Annotated in this window: 15 protein-coding genes and 1 tRNA gene; 7 read left to right on the top strand and 9 right to left on the bottom strand. The window is 61.2% G+C overall.

What is annotated here, in order from left to right; all coding sequences use genetic code 11:
* Nucleotides 1-31: 31 nt before the first annotated feature.
* The gene (locus HB780_RS27210) at nt 32-766 is read right to left on the bottom strand and encodes a type 1 glutamine amidotransferase (RefSeq protein WP_183690782.1); all 735 of its coding nucleotides are present in this window, start codon (nt 764-766) and stop codon (nt 32-34) included.
* A 124-nt stretch (nt 767-890) separates the two neighbouring features.
* Here HB780_RS27210 and HB780_RS27205 point away from each other — a divergent pair, with 124 nt between their 5' ends.
* A complete protein-coding gene (locus tag HB780_RS27205; protein ID WP_007692627.1) occupies nt 891-1,184 on the top strand; it encodes an Rdx family protein in 294 nt (97 codons plus the stop codon).
* Between the two features lie 49 nt (nt 1,185-1,233).
* On the opposite strand, the gene HB780_RS27200 is transcribed toward HB780_RS27205, so the two are convergent.
* The gene (locus HB780_RS27200) at nt 1,234-1,374 is read right to left on the bottom strand and encodes a hypothetical protein (RefSeq protein ID WP_183690780.1); all 141 of its coding nucleotides are present in this window, start codon (nt 1,372-1,374) and stop codon (nt 1,234-1,236) included.
* A gap of 157 nt (nt 1,375-1,531) precedes the next feature.
* Nucleotides 1,532-1,960 (bottom strand): BA14K family protein, encoded by a 429-nt coding sequence (locus tag HB780_RS27195; protein ID WP_183690778.1) that lies wholly within the window; start codon nt 1,958-1,960, stop codon nt 1,532-1,534.
* Between the two features lie 194 nt (nt 1,961-2,154).
* On the opposite strand from HB780_RS27195, the gene HB780_RS27190 reads away from it, so the two are divergent.
* The 3 genes from HB780_RS27190 to HB780_RS27180 all read left to right on the top strand — a co-directional run bounded on the left by HB780_RS27190 (nt 2,155) and on the right by HB780_RS27180 (nt 5,056).
* Complete coding sequence (locus HB780_RS27190) at nt 2,155-3,576, top strand: phosphomannomutase (protein WP_183697523.1); 1,422 nt, start codon at nt 2,155-2,157, stop codon at nt 3,574-3,576.
* A 92-nt stretch (nt 3,577-3,668) separates the two neighbouring features.
* Nucleotides 3,669-3,755, top strand: a tRNA-Leu gene (locus tag HB780_RS27185).
* Nucleotides 3,756-4,195: 440 nt separating this feature from the next.
* The gene (locus tag HB780_RS27180) at nt 4,196-5,056 is read left to right on the top strand and encodes a WcbI family polysaccharide biosynthesis putative acetyltransferase (protein ID WP_183690776.1); all 861 of its coding nucleotides are present in this window, start codon (nt 4,196-4,198) and stop codon (nt 5,054-5,056) included.
* A 116-nt stretch (nt 5,057-5,172) separates the two neighbouring features.
* On the opposite strand, the gene HB780_RS27175 is transcribed toward HB780_RS27180, so the two are convergent.
* From HB780_RS27175 to HB780_RS27160, 4 genes are read right to left on the bottom strand one after another with little or no spacing between them, the layout of a single operon-like run.
* Nucleotides 5,173-7,092: a beta-N-acetylhexosaminidase gene (locus HB780_RS27175; protein WP_183690774.1), complete on the bottom strand. Its 1,920-nt coding sequence runs from the start codon at nt 7,090-7,092 to the stop codon at nt 5,173-5,175.
* Between the two features lie 27 nt (nt 7,093-7,119).
* Nucleotides 7,120-7,896: an SDR family oxidoreductase gene (locus tag HB780_RS27170; protein WP_183690772.1), complete on the bottom strand. Its 777-nt coding sequence runs from the start codon at nt 7,894-7,896 to the stop codon at nt 7,120-7,122.
* Between the two features lie 25 nt (nt 7,897-7,921).
* The gene (locus HB780_RS27165; protein WP_183690770.1) at nt 7,922-8,785 is read right to left on the bottom strand and encodes a MurR/RpiR family transcriptional regulator; all 864 of its coding nucleotides are present in this window, start codon (nt 8,783-8,785) and stop codon (nt 7,922-7,924) included.
* 26 nt (nt 8,786-8,811) lie between these two features.
* Entirely contained in the window at nt 8,812-9,201 is a 390-nt protein-coding gene (locus tag HB780_RS27160) for a RidA family protein (RefSeq protein WP_183690768.1), read from the bottom strand.
* Nucleotides 9,202-9,267: 66 nt separating this feature from the next.
* On the opposite strand from HB780_RS27160, the gene HB780_RS27155 reads away from it, so the two are divergent.
* The 3 genes from HB780_RS27155 to HB780_RS27145 are packed head-to-tail and all read left to right on the top strand — an operon-like array spanning nt 9,268 to nt 12,390.
* Nucleotides 9,268-9,798 (top strand): hypothetical protein, encoded by a 531-nt coding sequence (locus HB780_RS27155; RefSeq protein ID WP_183690766.1) that lies wholly within the window; start codon nt 9,268-9,270, stop codon nt 9,796-9,798.
* A gap of 11 nt (nt 9,799-9,809) precedes the next feature.
* Nucleotides 9,810-11,285, top strand: a complete 1,476-nt coding sequence (locus tag HB780_RS27150) for a M81 family metallopeptidase (protein ID WP_183690764.1) — start codon at nt 9,810-9,812, stop codon at nt 11,283-11,285.
* Between the two features lies 1 nt (nt 11,286).
* Entirely contained in the window at nt 11,287-12,390 is a 1,104-nt protein-coding gene (locus HB780_RS27145; RefSeq protein ID WP_183690762.1) for a D-TA family PLP-dependent enzyme, read from the top strand.
* A 210-nt stretch (nt 12,391-12,600) separates the two neighbouring features.
* Here the strand turns inward: HB780_RS27145 and HB780_RS27140 are convergent, their stop codons facing one another.
* Nucleotides 12,601-13,737: an ABC transporter ATP-binding protein gene (locus HB780_RS27140; protein WP_183690760.1), complete on the bottom strand. Its 1,137-nt coding sequence runs from the start codon at nt 13,735-13,737 to the stop codon at nt 12,601-12,603.
* An 86-nt stretch (nt 13,738-13,823) separates the two neighbouring features.
* Nucleotides 13,824-15,053, bottom strand: a complete 1,230-nt coding sequence (locus tag HB780_RS27135) for an ABC transporter substrate-binding protein (protein WP_183690758.1) — start codon at nt 15,051-15,053, stop codon at nt 13,824-13,826.
* Between the last annotated feature and the right edge of the window lie 19 nt (nt 15,054-15,072).

The following is a 15,072-nucleotide window of genomic DNA, read 5'->3' as shown; positions in this document are numbered from 1 at the left end:
TCAATAGACTTGCTCACGCCCCATCCGATCATCAAAGCACCGCCTCCTCCCGCTGCTCCGCGCCGACGCCGATCGTCCTCACCCAGGCCCGCGCGATCGCCATCCCGGCCGTCTCGGCGGCCGGCGCATGCTTTGCGGCGATCTCCGGATAGCGCTCCAGCCAGCCGGGCTCGATGCGCTCGATCGTGGTCTCGAATTCCGTCCGCCAACCCTCGACCACGGCGGCATTGGCCTCGAAATGGAACTGTGTGCCGTAGGTGGCGCGGCCGATGCGGTAGGCTTGATTCGTGGCAGTGCTGTTGGTGGCAAGCCGCACTGCCTCTGCGGGCAGCGTAAACGTGTCGGAATGCCATTCGAAGATGGTGAAATCGTCGCCGACGTCCGATAGCAGCGGATCGGTCTTGCCCTCCTCGGTCACGCCGACCGTCTTCCAGCCGAATTCACGAGCGGCACCGATGAGGTTTTCCGCCTCATAGGCGCGCGCCAGGATCTGGCTGCCGAGGCAGATGCCAAGCACGGCCTTGTCGGCTTGCGTGAAGCGGCGCATCAGTTGCGCCAACTCCGGCAGATAGGGGTGGGTTTCGTCGTCGCGGGCGTTCTGCTCGCCGCCGAGCACGACGAGCGCGTCGTGCGACGCCGCATCCTTCGGCAATGCCTCACCGTCCCATGCCCTGAACCACTCGAGCTCAGCTCCCGCTTCCTTCAGCGCGGCGCCAAGGGCGCCCAGCGGCGTGTTCTTCATATTCTCGACAATTGCGACCCGCATTTCCATGATTCCCGAAAATTGCCTGGGCCAAGATGACCACGAGCCGATCGACGGCGCAAGAGCGCGACGCTTGCGACCGGCCAAAGCTGAGCCTAAATGTCAGTCAGCAACAAGGAAGCCGACGATGAGCGACAAGCCGCGGATCACCATTCTCTATTGCACCCAATGCAACTGGCTGCTGCGGTCCGGCTGGATGGCACAGGAGCTGCTGCAGACCTTCACCGACAGCCTGGGCGAAGTCGCGCTGCTACCAGGCACCGGCGGTGTCTTTGAAATCCGTATCGATGGCGAATTGCTGTGGGAGCGCAAGCGCGATGGCGGCTTTCCGGGACCGAAGGAGCTGAAGCAGCGGGTGCGCGACGTCATCGATCCCGATCGCGATCTCGGCCATACGGACCGCGCATCGCTGGAAAGCTGAGCGATATTAAAGAGGAGGCGCGGCCCTGATAAGGCGCGCCTCCGTCTCATTATTTTTCTTTCTTGCCAAAACCCGTCGTGCTGCCGGCCTGTTTGACAGCAAAACCCGGCTGCGCCTTTGGAGCTTCGACAGCTTTGTCCTTCTTGGGTTTTCTCGTCTCGCGATTGCTTCTTACCTGACCCTTGGCCATTTCAAGCTCCCTATTTCGTTCGCGACCCCGTGGAAGCGATGACACATTAGGGGTCGCCTAAGCCGCGAAAAAAGCAAGCGATTTATTTTTGCTTTCGTCTCAAGACGTCAGGAAAATGCACGAGCCGGCGTTGAAATCGCCGGCCGGCCGCGCTCGATCATTGATAGGGCGAGCGGCAAGCCTGGAAGCCATTGTGGAGCGTGGTGTAGAGGTTCGTCCCCGGATTATAGGTTCGATAGCGGTCGCTGCACCACATCCGGTGCCGAGTGCGACTGTCGACCGGCGCACGATAGTTGGGTTTCGGCGGGACATAGTTATTGCGCGGAGGGACGACGATCCTGGGATTGTCATAACGATTCCTGCCGCCAAGGGCCGGCGGCGGATTGGGGATAGCCTGACCGGGCCGTCGATACCATTGCTGCCGCCCGAAACCGAAACAGCCGCGATAGTCGCAGAGAACGGATCCATTGGCGCGAGGCGGTATGACGATCGTTGGGTTGGCCGAGGCCGCATAGCCGACATCCAGGGGCAGCAGGACAGCAAGACCGAGAGCGCAGCCATAGGCGATTTTGGCGAAAATAGTCATGACAGGCTCCCGTGCTGTCGGTCCTGGCGACGCAACGTCACTCCTTCAACGGCTCGTCTCTATATCTGGGTCCTCGCTTGGGGCAAAACCAGTGCCGCAATGGCAGATACATCAGCACAATCGATCAGTTGATCCTTTTCTCGGCTTGTTTCATAAGAAGCACAAGGATTACGAGGAGATCGCGCGTGAGCAGCTTGAAATTCGGCACCAGCGGCCTTCGCGGCCTGTCAGTGGATCTCGTGGGACGGGCGTCGGCTCTCTATGCCACGGCCTTTGCCCGCCACCTGCTGAAGAGCGGCCAGGCACAGCCCGGCGATCTGATCCTCGTCGGCCGTGATTTCCGCGATTCCAGCCCGTCGATCTCGGCCACCTGCATCGGCGCGCTGAAACGAGCCGGCTTTAAGCCGGTCGATTGCGGCACCTTGCCGACGCCGGCGCTGGCACTTTACGGGCTTGAGCTCAAGGCCGCGTCGCTGATGATCACCGGTTCGCATATTCCGGCCGATCGCAACGGCATCAAATTCTACCGCCCGGATGGCGAGATCGACAAGCAGGACGAGTTGGCTATCAGCGCGGAAGCCGCTGACATCGGCGACACGAACCTGGACGAGACACCCGGCACCGGCGAAGATCGCTCAGCGCAGACCGAGGCCCTGTACTTCGAGCGCAATGTCGCCCTGCTGCCCGCCGACAGCCTCAAGGGCCTGACCATCGGCGTCTATCAGCACAGCACGGTGGCGCGCGACCTGCTGGGCCTGGTGCTTGCCCATTACGGCGCACGCGTCGTACCGCTCGGCCGTTCCGAAAGCTTCATCCCCGTCGATACCGAAGCAGTCTCTCCGGACACCATCCGCCTGCTGAAGGGCTGGGCGCCCGAGCACGGGCTGGATGCGATCGTCTCGGCCGATGGCGATGGCGACCGGCCGCTTCTGGCAGACGAGACCGGCGAGCCGCTGCGCGGCGACCTGCTCGGCCTCATCGCCGCGAACTTCCTCGGCGCCGAGGTCGTGGTGACGCCGGTCACCTCCAATTCCGGCATCGAGGCCGCAGGCTCCTATTCGGTCACCCGCACCCGCGTCGGCTCGCCCTATGTCATCGCCGGCATGGACGAGGCGCTGGCGGCCGGCAAGACCAATGTCATGGGCTTCGAGGCGAATGGCGGCACGCTGACGGCCAGCCGCTTCATCGTCGAAGGCGAGCCGGTACAACCCCTGCCGACGCGCGATGGCTTCCTTCCGATCCTTGCGACGCTTTACGCCGCCGCACGCGCCGGACAGCCGCTATCAGCCGTTGCCGGCGGCTACCGCCTGCCGTTTGCCGCCGCCGACCGTCTGGAGAATTTTCCGGTCGAAACCAGCGCCGCACTGATGGCCTATCTGCGCGCCTCGGATGCGAATCTCGCAAGCTTCCTGGCGCCCGTCGCCGGTGTAGCGTCGAAGAGCGATATCGACGGATTGCGGGTGACGCTCTCCGATGGCCGCATCATCCATTTCCGCCCCTCCGGAAATGCGCCGGAAATGCGCTGCTATGTCGAAGCAGCGGGAGAAAACGAAGCAAAGGCCTTGCTGGAACAGGGACTTGGCCTCATCCGCGCCTGGGCGAAAGCCCAGGCATAGGCCGGGCTTCAACCGCTTTTTTCCAGATTGACACGAAAACTTCAAAAACCCTGTTGACACCGGAGAGCCACCCCCTTACATGCGTGTCCGTCGCCCAGATGGCGGAATTGGTAGACGCGCCAGCTTCAGGTGCTGGTACCCGAAAGGGTGTGGAGGTTCGAGTCCTCTTCTGGGCACCATTCCATTTTTCCAACGTTGATTTCGTTGGTTCTTTCATCGATTTTTGTCGGATACACTCCCCTCGGGGGAGAGACAAATGTCGATGACAATTTCCCGAACAGCATCAGCATAACTGCCCCGGACAGCGGTTCGGCGCGTCTGCGTGGAATTGCATCCGCCGCTTGCCCGGCGCTCGATGCGAAGACGTCCGTCAGCCTCCACATCCTCCATGTCTTGCACGAGATTTCCCCTGCCGCCATCACGACCGTTGACGTCAGTGGCAGCCCCATGCCGCGAATTGCCTATCCGTGACGCTATTCATATAGACAGGCCATGGTCGCAAAAACATAGTTGCGCATGAGAACTACACGCCTCTTCTTCAGGCTGGCCGCACCAATGTAAGAAATCGGCCTAACAATGCAGAAAAATTTACTTAAAACATAAGCTTAGGACGGATTAGATGGAGACATGGCTCCTGCTATCGAACTGCCAAACGTTTGGGCTTGCGAACTCGCTGAATTTGCTCAATCCAAAGTTTCATATCGAGGCGGTTGATGTCTATGCGTTCCAGCATGGTATCGAAAAATACAGGGCAACCTTGCCCGAATATTTCAGGGTGATCATCCATCCGTATTTCCAGACCATGGATTTCGATTTCACGGCCGCGCGCAATCTCGACATCATTCCCTCGATAGAGTTCGACGCTTACCACCCTGATGTCTGCTATGCTTTCTCGGAAAGCGCCGGCCCGCTCGACGGGCCGATGAGCGCGTATCACTCGATGATCGTATTGGCCGCTTATGAGGCCGGATTGTCCGCTGAAGCGACCCGCAAATTGTTTCGACGGGATGTGTTTGAACGATGCGGCTTCCTGACGCGCTGGGAAGAAGAGCGCACGGATCTTCTCAACAATTTCGCGCAGCATGGCCTGGATATTTCATCCGCATTCAGGAACTGGTCTCGCGGCGATTCCTTCATGTATTCGGTGAATCATCCGAAGATTCACTGCGTCTACGATATTGCGCGCGCCTTCATGAAGCGCCTCGGCGTTCAGACTTTCGAGGGCGGTATCATGCCGATGGACAATCTTCTTAAGGGGCCGTGCTATCCGGTCTATCCGGAAATTGCCGAGACATTCGGGGCGCGGGGATCCTACCTGTTCAAGACGCACAACGAATACCGTCTCATCTCGCTGGAGACATTCATTGATCTCAGCTTCGCCAGCTATTCGCGCTTTGCCGCCGGCACGCTCCATATCGAGAAATCGGTTCGCGGCCGATATGCGCAGGTGAAGGCCGTCATCGCCGAGGCAGTCGGATAACGGCACCCGTAAGCCCGTTGTTTCCTTGGGATCAGATCACCCAACCGGCAATCCGAAGGATAAAAATCGGCGCTGCCCACTATGTCGCAGGCAGCGCCGTGCTTTCGAGAGCCGCCTTACAGGCTCGGGCTGAGCGGCACGATGGCCGCAAACCGCTGCCAATCCTTGCCCGCCTTCGGCGTCCATGCGGCTTCGGCGATGGCCGGGAGGCGCGGGAAGACCAGGCGGTTGAAATAGGCGCGGGAGAGAAAGTTTTCCTGCCAGATGCAGGCCTGTACGCCCTTCAACCGATCCTTCAGCTCATCCGGAAAATCACCCTCCGCCTCGTAGGCATAGGTATGTGCCGGTGGCACGGTACCGGCCCAGCTCGCGCCAGGCTCCTGCCAAGCTTCCGCCTGCACCATGTCGAGATAATAGGCCTGGCCGGGCGTCATCACCACATCATAACCCTCACGCGCCAGCTCGATGCCGACCTCGGGCTTTTCCCAGGCCATCAGCAGCGTGCCTTCGGTGCCGACACCGCCGCCATGGGCGACCTCGTTCCAGCCGGAGAGCTTGCGGCCGCGCTCGGTCAGCATCGCCTTCACCCGCTTCAGGAAAAAGGATTGCAGCGCGAAGGTGCCCGAGATGCCTTCCTGCTCCATCAGCTTGCGCGCCATCGGCGAGGCAAGCCAGGAGCCGTTGGCCACCTCGTCGCCGCCAATATGGAGATATTCGGAGGGGAACAGCTCGACCATTTCATCGAACACCTTGCCGAGGAATTCATAGGTCAGCTCGATGGCCGGGTTTAGCGCATTGTTGGGGAAGCCCTGGACGGAATGATAGCTTTCCGGCGCCTCCTGCCCGTCGGTGAGATCCGGCAGCGCAGCGAGAGCAGCGGTGCTATGGCCGGGAATGTCGATTTCCGGCACGACCTCGACGCCAAGCACCCGAGCATGCGCAACTATCTCCCTGATATCGTCCTGCGAATAGAAACCGCCGACCGGTTCGGCGCCATTGCCGAGCTGTGGCAATAGGGGCTCGTCCGGGCCACGCAGCACGCCGGTCGAGGTCAGCGCCGGATAGGCCCTGATTTCGAGCCGCCAGGCCTCGTCGTCGGTCAGATGCCAATGGAAGATATTGAGCTTCAGCCAGGCGAGGATATCGATCAGCCGCTTCACATCATCCTTGGGCGTGAATTGCCTGGAGACGTCGAGATGGCAGCCGCGCCAGCCGTAGCGCGGCTGGTCGGAGATCGTGCCGGCGATCGGAAAACGGAACTTGCCCGGCTCGCGCCGTGCGCCGTCCAGAAGCTGCGCCAGCGTCGTCAGGCCATAGAGACGGCCGGCGTCAGTGGAATAGGCAAGCACGATCTCGCTGGACGAGAAAGCGAGCTCATAGGCCTCCTTGGCAAGGGCAGACCGTTCGACGAAGCGCAAGGCCCTGCCCTGCGGCACGGTGATAAGGCTGAACGGGGTGTGATTGACGGGAAACAAGCGCTGGAAGAGCGCCTGCGCCGTTGCGACGGCCTTGCGGCTGGCGCTATCCGTTCCCTCGGCGGCAAAGAGCGCAACCGGAAAGTCTTCGCCCGGCTTGACGTCGATCGCGGCAGGCCAGGGCTGGATGGCGAAGGGCTGGTCGAGCTTGCCTTCCGGCAGCAGCACCGGCGGCGGCTCGCTGACGCGGCCTTCGAGCAGGAGGTCGCTGATGGAGATATCGACATGGCTGCCGTCGGCAAGCGTCAGATAGGCGGATTTGGCGCCATCCGTGCAATGCTTCGCGACGCGGTGCAAACCGCTGACGCTGAAGGTCCAGCTATCGCCAGGCGCAACGGACAGGCCGGCGGGCGGGGCGAATTCATGGAAATTGGCGTTGCGGCGCAGGAAGACGGCATTCTCGCACGCCTTGGTATCAATGACGCGTGTCAGCGACGTATAGACGATGCTAAACCCCGTGAGCGGCGCATCCGATAGATTGATCAGCGTGAAGGTCAAACGGCCGTTCGGCCCGCCTTCAGGAGACCATGTGTGTTCGAGATGATAGGAAGCCGGTTGCATGTCTGTTCCCTTTATAACAACGAGCGCTTAATAATGGTCGGACTGTGAGAATGTGTGGGCAAGCTCCGCCTGCCCCGCCGTCAGGCCGCAATCGACCGGCAGGCAGACACCGGTGATGGAAGCGGCAAGCGGGCTTGCGAGAAAACCCACGGCATTGGCAACGTCAGCAGGATCGACGACACGCTGCAGCGGATACCAGCGGCGGGCCTCCTCGAAGACATTGGGGTTAGCGGCAGCACGCGCCTCCCAGGCCTGTGTGCGCACCGTCCCCGGTGCCACGGCGTTGGCGCGAATGCCGAACTTGCCGTATTCGACCGCGACCAGCCGGGTGAAATGCAGAAGCCCGGCCTTGGCGGCGCTATAGGCCGGGTGGCCGAAGACGGCCATGCCGTTGACCGAGGCGATGTTGATCAACGATCCCTTCGACGCCTTCAGCATGTCCTCAACAGCGCGGAAGCAGAGGAAAGCCGCTTCGAGATTGAGGGCATTGTCGGCGCGCCAGATCTCCGGCGTCGTATCGTGCAGGCTGACGGCGCGCGCCGCACCCGCATTGTTGACGAGCGTTTTGACCACGCCCAGCCCCGCCGCGACCTTTGCCATGTTGGCGGTATCGACCTCGCTAGTGACATCGACCTTCAGGGCAACGAAGCACTCCGCCGGCCCAAGCGCGCACGCGGCCTCTTCAGCGGTGGCGGGGTCGATATCGGCAAGCAGGACGACATCGTGGTCATCCGCCAGGCGCCGGGCGATGGCGCGACCGATATCGCCTGCGGCTCCGGTGACGATGGCGACGGATCTGCTCATGGGGGTCTTCCTCTTTAAATATGGCCTAGTCGCCGAGAAGCTGACGGTCGTCGCCGTCCCGATGGGCAACGAGCTGCTGCTTGATGCGGCGCAAGGTCACCGTCGCCTGCGGCTGGATGCGATAGGCGACCAGGCTTGCGAGAATGTCCACGACCGCCAGATAGGCGATGCGCGTCGACGTCGGCCGATAGATATTGTCACCTTCCGGCAGATCGACGGGCACGGTGATGTCGGCTGCAAGCGCCACCGGGCTACTGCTCTGCGTCAGCGCGATCGTCGGCACCTTCGCTTCGCGGGCCAGCGTGAAGGCGCGCACCAGTTCGGCATTGCGGCCGGAGAAGGATGAGCCGATCAGTACATCTGCCGGCTTGGCGGCGGCTGCCATCATCAGCTGCATGCTGTGATCGGAGCTGGCGGTGACGCGAAGACCGAGGCGGAAAAGCCGATTCTGCAACTCGCTGGCGATCATCGAGGAATTGCCGCCGGAACCGAAGGCATAGATCATCTCCGCACCGGCAAGACGATTTGCCGCTTGCTCGATAGAAGGGATGTCCAGCCCACGATGCAGCAGGAACAGGGCATTCTGCGCCTTGGTGATGATATCCTGAGCGACGTCGGCCGGCGCGATGCTCTTCGGCTCGGGCCTGATATAGCGCATGCCGACATAAGCGGTGCGGGCGAGCTGAACCTTGAAATCGGAAAAGCTGTCGCAGCCGAGGCGGCGGCAAAAACGGGTGACGGTCGGCGGCGAGACATCCGCCTTGCCGGCGAGCTCGATGATGGAAGCATTCACCGCGAATTCGAAGTCGTTGAGGACGATGTCGGCGATGCGGTTTTCCGATTGCGAAAGCCGCGCCCTTTCCTCCTGCATGGTCGTGAAAATATCCATCGGCCTCTCCCCTGTCGTGGCGCCTATCAAGCGTCCGGCGTCTTATAGGCGACGCAGTCGATCTCCACCTTGCAATCCACCATCATCGACGCCTGCACGCAGGCGCGCGCCGGCGGATGGGCGCCGAAATAATCCTGATAGATCTTGTTGAAGCTCCAGAAATCGCGTGGATCGTCCAGCCAGACGCCGACACGGACGATATGCTCCACGCCGTAGCCGGCCTCATGCAGAATGGCGATAAGATTGCCGATCGTCTTGTGGGTCTGGGCGACGATGCCGCCGTCGATGATCTCGCCATTTTCCATGGCGACCTGGCCTGAGACATGCAACCAGCCATTGGCCTCGACAGCACGCGCAAAAGGCAACGGCTTACCACCGGCACCCGTCTGGCCGGAGCCATAACGCTTGATGGGCATTTTCCATTCCTGCAAATTATTTTCTTGATACGTTGACAAGTGACCATAGAAAGCGGAATTTGGCCAGTGAAAATCGTAATTTATGAAAAGAATTTAAATACGGCTGGTCCTATGCGCGATCCTTTCCAAAATCCCTTCCCTGCCGACGATGCCGCCCGCCATGCAATCTGGGAGATGCTTGTGCCGCGCGATATCGATGCTTTTCTCGCCGCCGACTGGTCGCTGGTTTCAGGCGATTTCGTCGAAGACGGCTTCATTGGTATAGACGGCCGCCGCGAGATCAGCCCCGACAAGTGGCGCCTCACCTTTCCGACGCTATCGGCCTATCGCGAAGAATGGCTGCGCCAGGCGCAGGACTTCGCGAGCCAGTCCTTCGCCGAGGATCCTCGCACCGCCATTTTCACCACCACGACGCTGGAAGACATCGAGATCGAAGGCGAGACGGCGCTGGTGCGCAAGAAATTCGACGGCAGCCTGAAGAAGGCCGATGGCGGCGTTGACGTGCTGAAATGGCAGACACTCTATTACTGCCGCCTGCATGAAGGCCGCTGGAAGATCTCGGGCTTTACCGGTTACCTGCCGAATCCCATGGAATAGAGGCGACAGCATTGCGCATTTTCACTGCGGTGCTCGCGACCGAAACGAACACCTTTTCTCCGATCTGTGTCGACCGGCGCGCCTTCGAGGCCTCGCTCTATGCGCCGCCGGGTATGCATCCGGAAACGCCGACGCTTTGTTCCGCGCCGATCACTGTGGGACGCAGGGTCGCCGCGGAAAAGGGCTGGGAGCTGATCGAGGGCACCGCCGCCTGGGCCGATCCGGCCGGTCTGGTGAACCGCCAGACCTATGAGGATCTGCGTGACGAAATCCTCGACCAGCTCCGCGCCGCCATGCCGGTCGATGCTGTTGTCCTCGGCCTGCACGGCGCCATGGTCGCTGACGGCTATGAGGACACCGAGGGTGACTTCCTGTCGCGGGTGCGTAAGACCGTCGGGCCTGATATCCTGGTCTGCGTCGAACTCGACCCGCATAGCCATCTGACGAAAAAGCGCCTCGCGGCTGTGGATTTCCTCGTCTACTTCAAGGAGTTCCCGCATACGGATTTCGTCGATCGCGCCGAGGATCTCTGGCGCATCGCTGTCGACACGCTGGAAGGCCGCGTAAAGCCGGTCATGTCCGTCTTCGATTGCCGGATGATCGACGTCTTCCCGACCTCGCGCGAGCCGATGCGCTCCTTCGTCGACAAAATCATGGCCATGGAAGAGGCCGACAAGGATATCCTGTCGATCTCCGTCATCCATGGCTTCATGGCCGGCGATGTCCCTGAAATGGGCACGAAGCTGCTGGTCGTCACCGATAGTAAGCCGGATAAGGGCTCCGCCCTCGCCCGCGATCTCGGCCTCGAACTCTTTTCCAAGCGCGGCACTTTCATCATGCCGCAGATCGACGAGAAGCAGGCGGTGGCGGTGGCTATGGCCGCGACGTCCTGGCCGGTCGTCATTGCCGATCTCTGGGACAATCCCGGCGGCGGCACGGCGGGCGACGCCACCGTCGTCCTTCAGGAACTACTCGACCAAGGCGCACGCGACACGGCGATCGGCACGATCTGGGACCCGATGGCGGTGCAGATCTGCATGGCCGCCGGCGAAGGCGCGGAAATCCCGCTGCGGTTTGGCGCGAAATCGGCGCCGGGCACCGGCAGTCCGATCGACGGCATCGTCAAGATCGTGCGCCTCGTCGCCAATGCCGAGATGCGCTTTGGCGAAAGCTTCGCCCCCTTCGGCGACGCGGCGCATATCGAACTCGACGGCATCGACATCATCCTCAATTCGACGCGGGCGCAGAGCTTCGACCCCACGCTTTTCTCGGTGATGGGCATCGATCCGACGCAGAAGAAAATCCTGGTGATCAAGTCGACCAATCATTTCTATGCATCCTTTTCCCGGATCGCTTCGGAAATCCTTTACTGCTCGGCCGGAACGCCCTATCCGAACAATCCGGCGCGCACGCCCTATCGCCGCGCGCCAAAGGACATCTGGCCGATGATTGCCGATCCGCACGCGGCAAAACAGGGAGTTGCCTGACATGGCACATGACATCGTCTCGGAGATCAGCCCCAAGCCGGGCGATCGTATCGAGGATCTTTCGACGCCGCGTCCGATCATCGACGAAGACCGCATGGCGGGCAATATCGCTCGCGTGCAGTCCTACATGGACGCGCACGGGCTGAACTTCCGGCCGCATATCAAGACCCACAAGATCCCGGCACTGGCGGGCGCGCAGGTGGCGGCGGGCGCCAAGGGCATCAATTGCCAGAAGATCACCGAGGCCGAGGTCTTCGCCGATGCCGGCTTTGAGGATATCCTCATTACCTACAATATCATCGGGCCTGAAAAGCTCGCCCGTCTCTCGACACTCAACGAGCGCATCGGCGGGCTGAAAGTGGTGGCCGACAGCAACTACACCGTCGACGGACTTTCGGCATGGTTCGCCACGCGCAAGCCACTGACCGTGCTGGTGGAATGCGATACGGGCGGCGGACGTTGCGGCGTGCAAACACCGGAGGCGGCCGCAGCTCTCGCCAGACATATTGCCGGCAAGCCCGGCCTCATCTTCGGCGGACTAATGAACTATCCGAAGCCGAACAGTGCTGCGGCTACACAAGCCTTTCTGGCCGAGACTATCTCGCTGCTGAAGCGCGACGGCATCGAATGCGCCATCGTCAGCAATGGCGGCTCGCCGAGCCTTTTCGACGCCCATCTGGTGCCAGCGGCCACCGAGCACCGTGCCGGCACCTATATCTACAACGACCGCTCCATGGTGCGCGCCGGCCATTGCCGCGAGGAGGATTGCGCCATGCATATCCTCGCGACCGTCGTCTCCCGCCCGACGCCTGACCGCGCCGTCATCGACGCCGGCTCGAAGGCGTTGACCTCCGATCTCCTCGGCTTCTCAGACCACGGTGTCGTCGTCGGTTATCCCGAGGCTGTCATCACCGGCCTCTCGGAAGAGCATGGGGTGATCGACCTTTCGAAATGCACTGGCCCCCGCCCCGAGATCGGCGACAAGGTCCGCATCATCCCCAACCATACCTGCGTGGTTTCCAACCTGTTCGACACCATGGTGTTTCACCGCGATGGCGTCATCACCCGCGTCGAGGATGTCGCGGCGCGCGGGCTGGTCTGGTAGGGCGATCACGCGTCTCAACCGCCCTCGCCCTTCGAGGGTCGCTTGCGCTCCCACCTCAGGGTGAGGGTTGATCCTCGTGTACGACCAAAACAAACATTTCCTGGATTGTTAAAACAGCGACGGCAATCAACTCCATCCTCATCCTGAGGCGCGGAGGCCGAAGGCTGTAGCCTCGAAGGACGAGGCGGCCCCTGACTTACCACTCGCGCATCAAGAAGCGATAGGATTCAACAATTCCATATCGATATCGGTCAATTCGACGCGACGCTCGAAAGCCACGCCGTTTTCATCGAAAAGATGGCAATCGGTGGTGCGGATGCCGGTCTTGAGCGGCACCTCGGCGCGGATGGCGATGCTTCCCGACAGCATGGCGCAGAAATTCTCAGCCTCGTCCGCATCCAACGCCGCATAGGCAACCGTCTGCGCACCCAGGCGCTCGATCACGGTGGGCATGATCGTCAGGGTTATATCGCCGTCACCAAGCTGTAGATGCTCCGGCCGGATACCGAGCGTCAGCGCCTGGCCGACCACACCGTCGCGCGGCGCAACCGGCAGCAACACCGTCTGCCCCTTGTAATCGACCTCCACACCCGCCTCGCTGACGCCTGTGCAGATGACGGGCAGGAAATTCATCTTGGGATTGCCGATGAAGCCGGCGACGAATTTGTTCGCCGGCTTATGATAGAGCTCCAGCGGCGCGCCGGTCTGGGCGATCTCGCCGGCATTGAGGACGACGATCCGGTCGGCCATGGTCATGGCCTCGACCTGATCGTGGGTCACATAGATCATCGTCGCCTGCAATTGACGGTGCAGCTTGGCAAGCTCGATGCGCATATCGGCACGCAGCGCCGCATCGAGGTTCGATAGCGGCTCGTCAAACAGGAAAATCTTCGGCTCGCGGACGATCGCCCGGCCGATGGCGACGCGCTGGCGCTGGCCGCCCGACAGCATGCCCGGCTTCTGCTGCAGGCGCTGGTCGAGATGCAGGATGCGGGCGGCATGCTCGACGCGAGCCTTGAGCTTGTCTTCCGGCATCTTTTCGACGCGCAACGGAAAGGCGATGTTCTCGAATACCGTCATGTGCGGATAAAGCGCGTAGGACTGGAACACCATGGCAATACCGCGCTTGACCGGCGGCAGATCGTTGACACGCTGACCGTTGATCATGATGTCGCCGCTGGTGACGTCATCGAGGCCGGCGATCATGCGAAGCAAGGTCGACTTGCCGCAGCCGGACGGGCCGACGAAAACGATGAACTCGCCGTCCGTCACGTCGAGCTCGACACCCTTGATGACTTCGAAATGACCGTAAAATTTCTTGACCTGATTAAGGTGAAGCTGTCCCAAACTCTATCTCCGCACGGCGCCGCAACAAAGGCGGGCAGGGCTCGAAAGGCCGCGCGCTATGCGCGCGGCCCGACGATCTGCAGGGTTTACTTATACTGCTCGAGGTCAGCCGCCGCCTTTTTCAAGGCAGCCGCTGGCTCAGCCTTGCCGGTGACAACCGACTGGACCATCTCGATCATCACGTTCTGGAAGCCCTTATAGTCCTTGAACAAGGGTTCAGGACCACCGTAGCTGATGCCGTCGATGAACGGCTTCCAGAAGGGATCCTTCTTCTCGAACTCATCGACCTGCGGAGACGGACGCAGAGGCGTGAGGCCCGCGCCGCCCTGCAGCTCATACTCGCCCTGCGGACCGGGAGAGGTGATGAACTTCGCGAATTCGATCGCCTTGTCCTCGACGCCGCTTCCCTTGAAGACTGCAAGACTATCGGTGATGAGCAACGTGCCATGACCCTTGGCCGATGGGCCGAGCGGCAAGGGTGCGACGCCCCAGTTGATCTTCGTTTCCTTCAGGCGATAGGCAGCGCCCGAGCCCGCCTGGATCATACCGACCTTACCATCCAGGAAGATGGCGCGCATTTCGTTCTGCTCGTAAGCGGTCGCGCCCTCGACGGAGTAAGGCGTGATGTCCTTGTAGGCCTGAAGCGCGGCCAGTACTTCCGGGCTGTCGAGCAGGATCTTGTCGCCGTCGATCACCTTGCCGTTGTTGCTGTAAACCCAATGGAGGAACTGGTGCATGGTGTTGTCGAAGGTCTTTGCCGACAGGCCATAGCCGGGGATACCGGTCTTTTCCTTGATCGTCTTGGCGTCAGCGATTTCCTCAGCCCAGGTGGTCGGCGGCTTTTCCGGATCGAGACCTGCCTGCTTGAAGAGGTCCTTGTTCCAGTAGAGCGCCTTGGTCGAAAAGGCGATCGGTACGCCCCATTGCTGTGCATCGAAGGTCACGGTGCCGACAATACCCGGATAGTAGGTCTTCTGCTCCGCATCCGTCATCGGGACGGGGACGATAAGATCGTTCTCCGCGAACTGCTTGAGCGTGCGCGAGCCGACATAGGCCATGCCGACCGGCGTGCCGGCTGCGGCCAGCGTCGTCGCCTTGTCCTGGCACTGTTCCCAGCCGACGACTTCCGGCTTGACGGCCCAGCCCGGATTCTTGTCTTCCCATTGTTTGATATACTTCACATGGATTGGATCAATGCTGTCGCCGCAATAGATCCAGCTGATCTCCTTGTCGGCGGCCTGAGCGGTCACGGCGCCAAGCGCAGTGGAGCCAAGCAAAGCGAGGGCAAGCAGCCCTGTTTTGAAATGGATTGTCACGTTTAAGCTCCCCTTTTTC

The organism is Rhizobium lusitanum, assembly GCF_014189535.1.
GTDB classification, from domain to species: Bacteria; Pseudomonadota; Alphaproteobacteria; order Rhizobiales; family Rhizobiaceae; genus Rhizobium; species Rhizobium lusitanum_C.
This window is presented reverse-complemented; position numbering and strand designations above follow the sequence as displayed.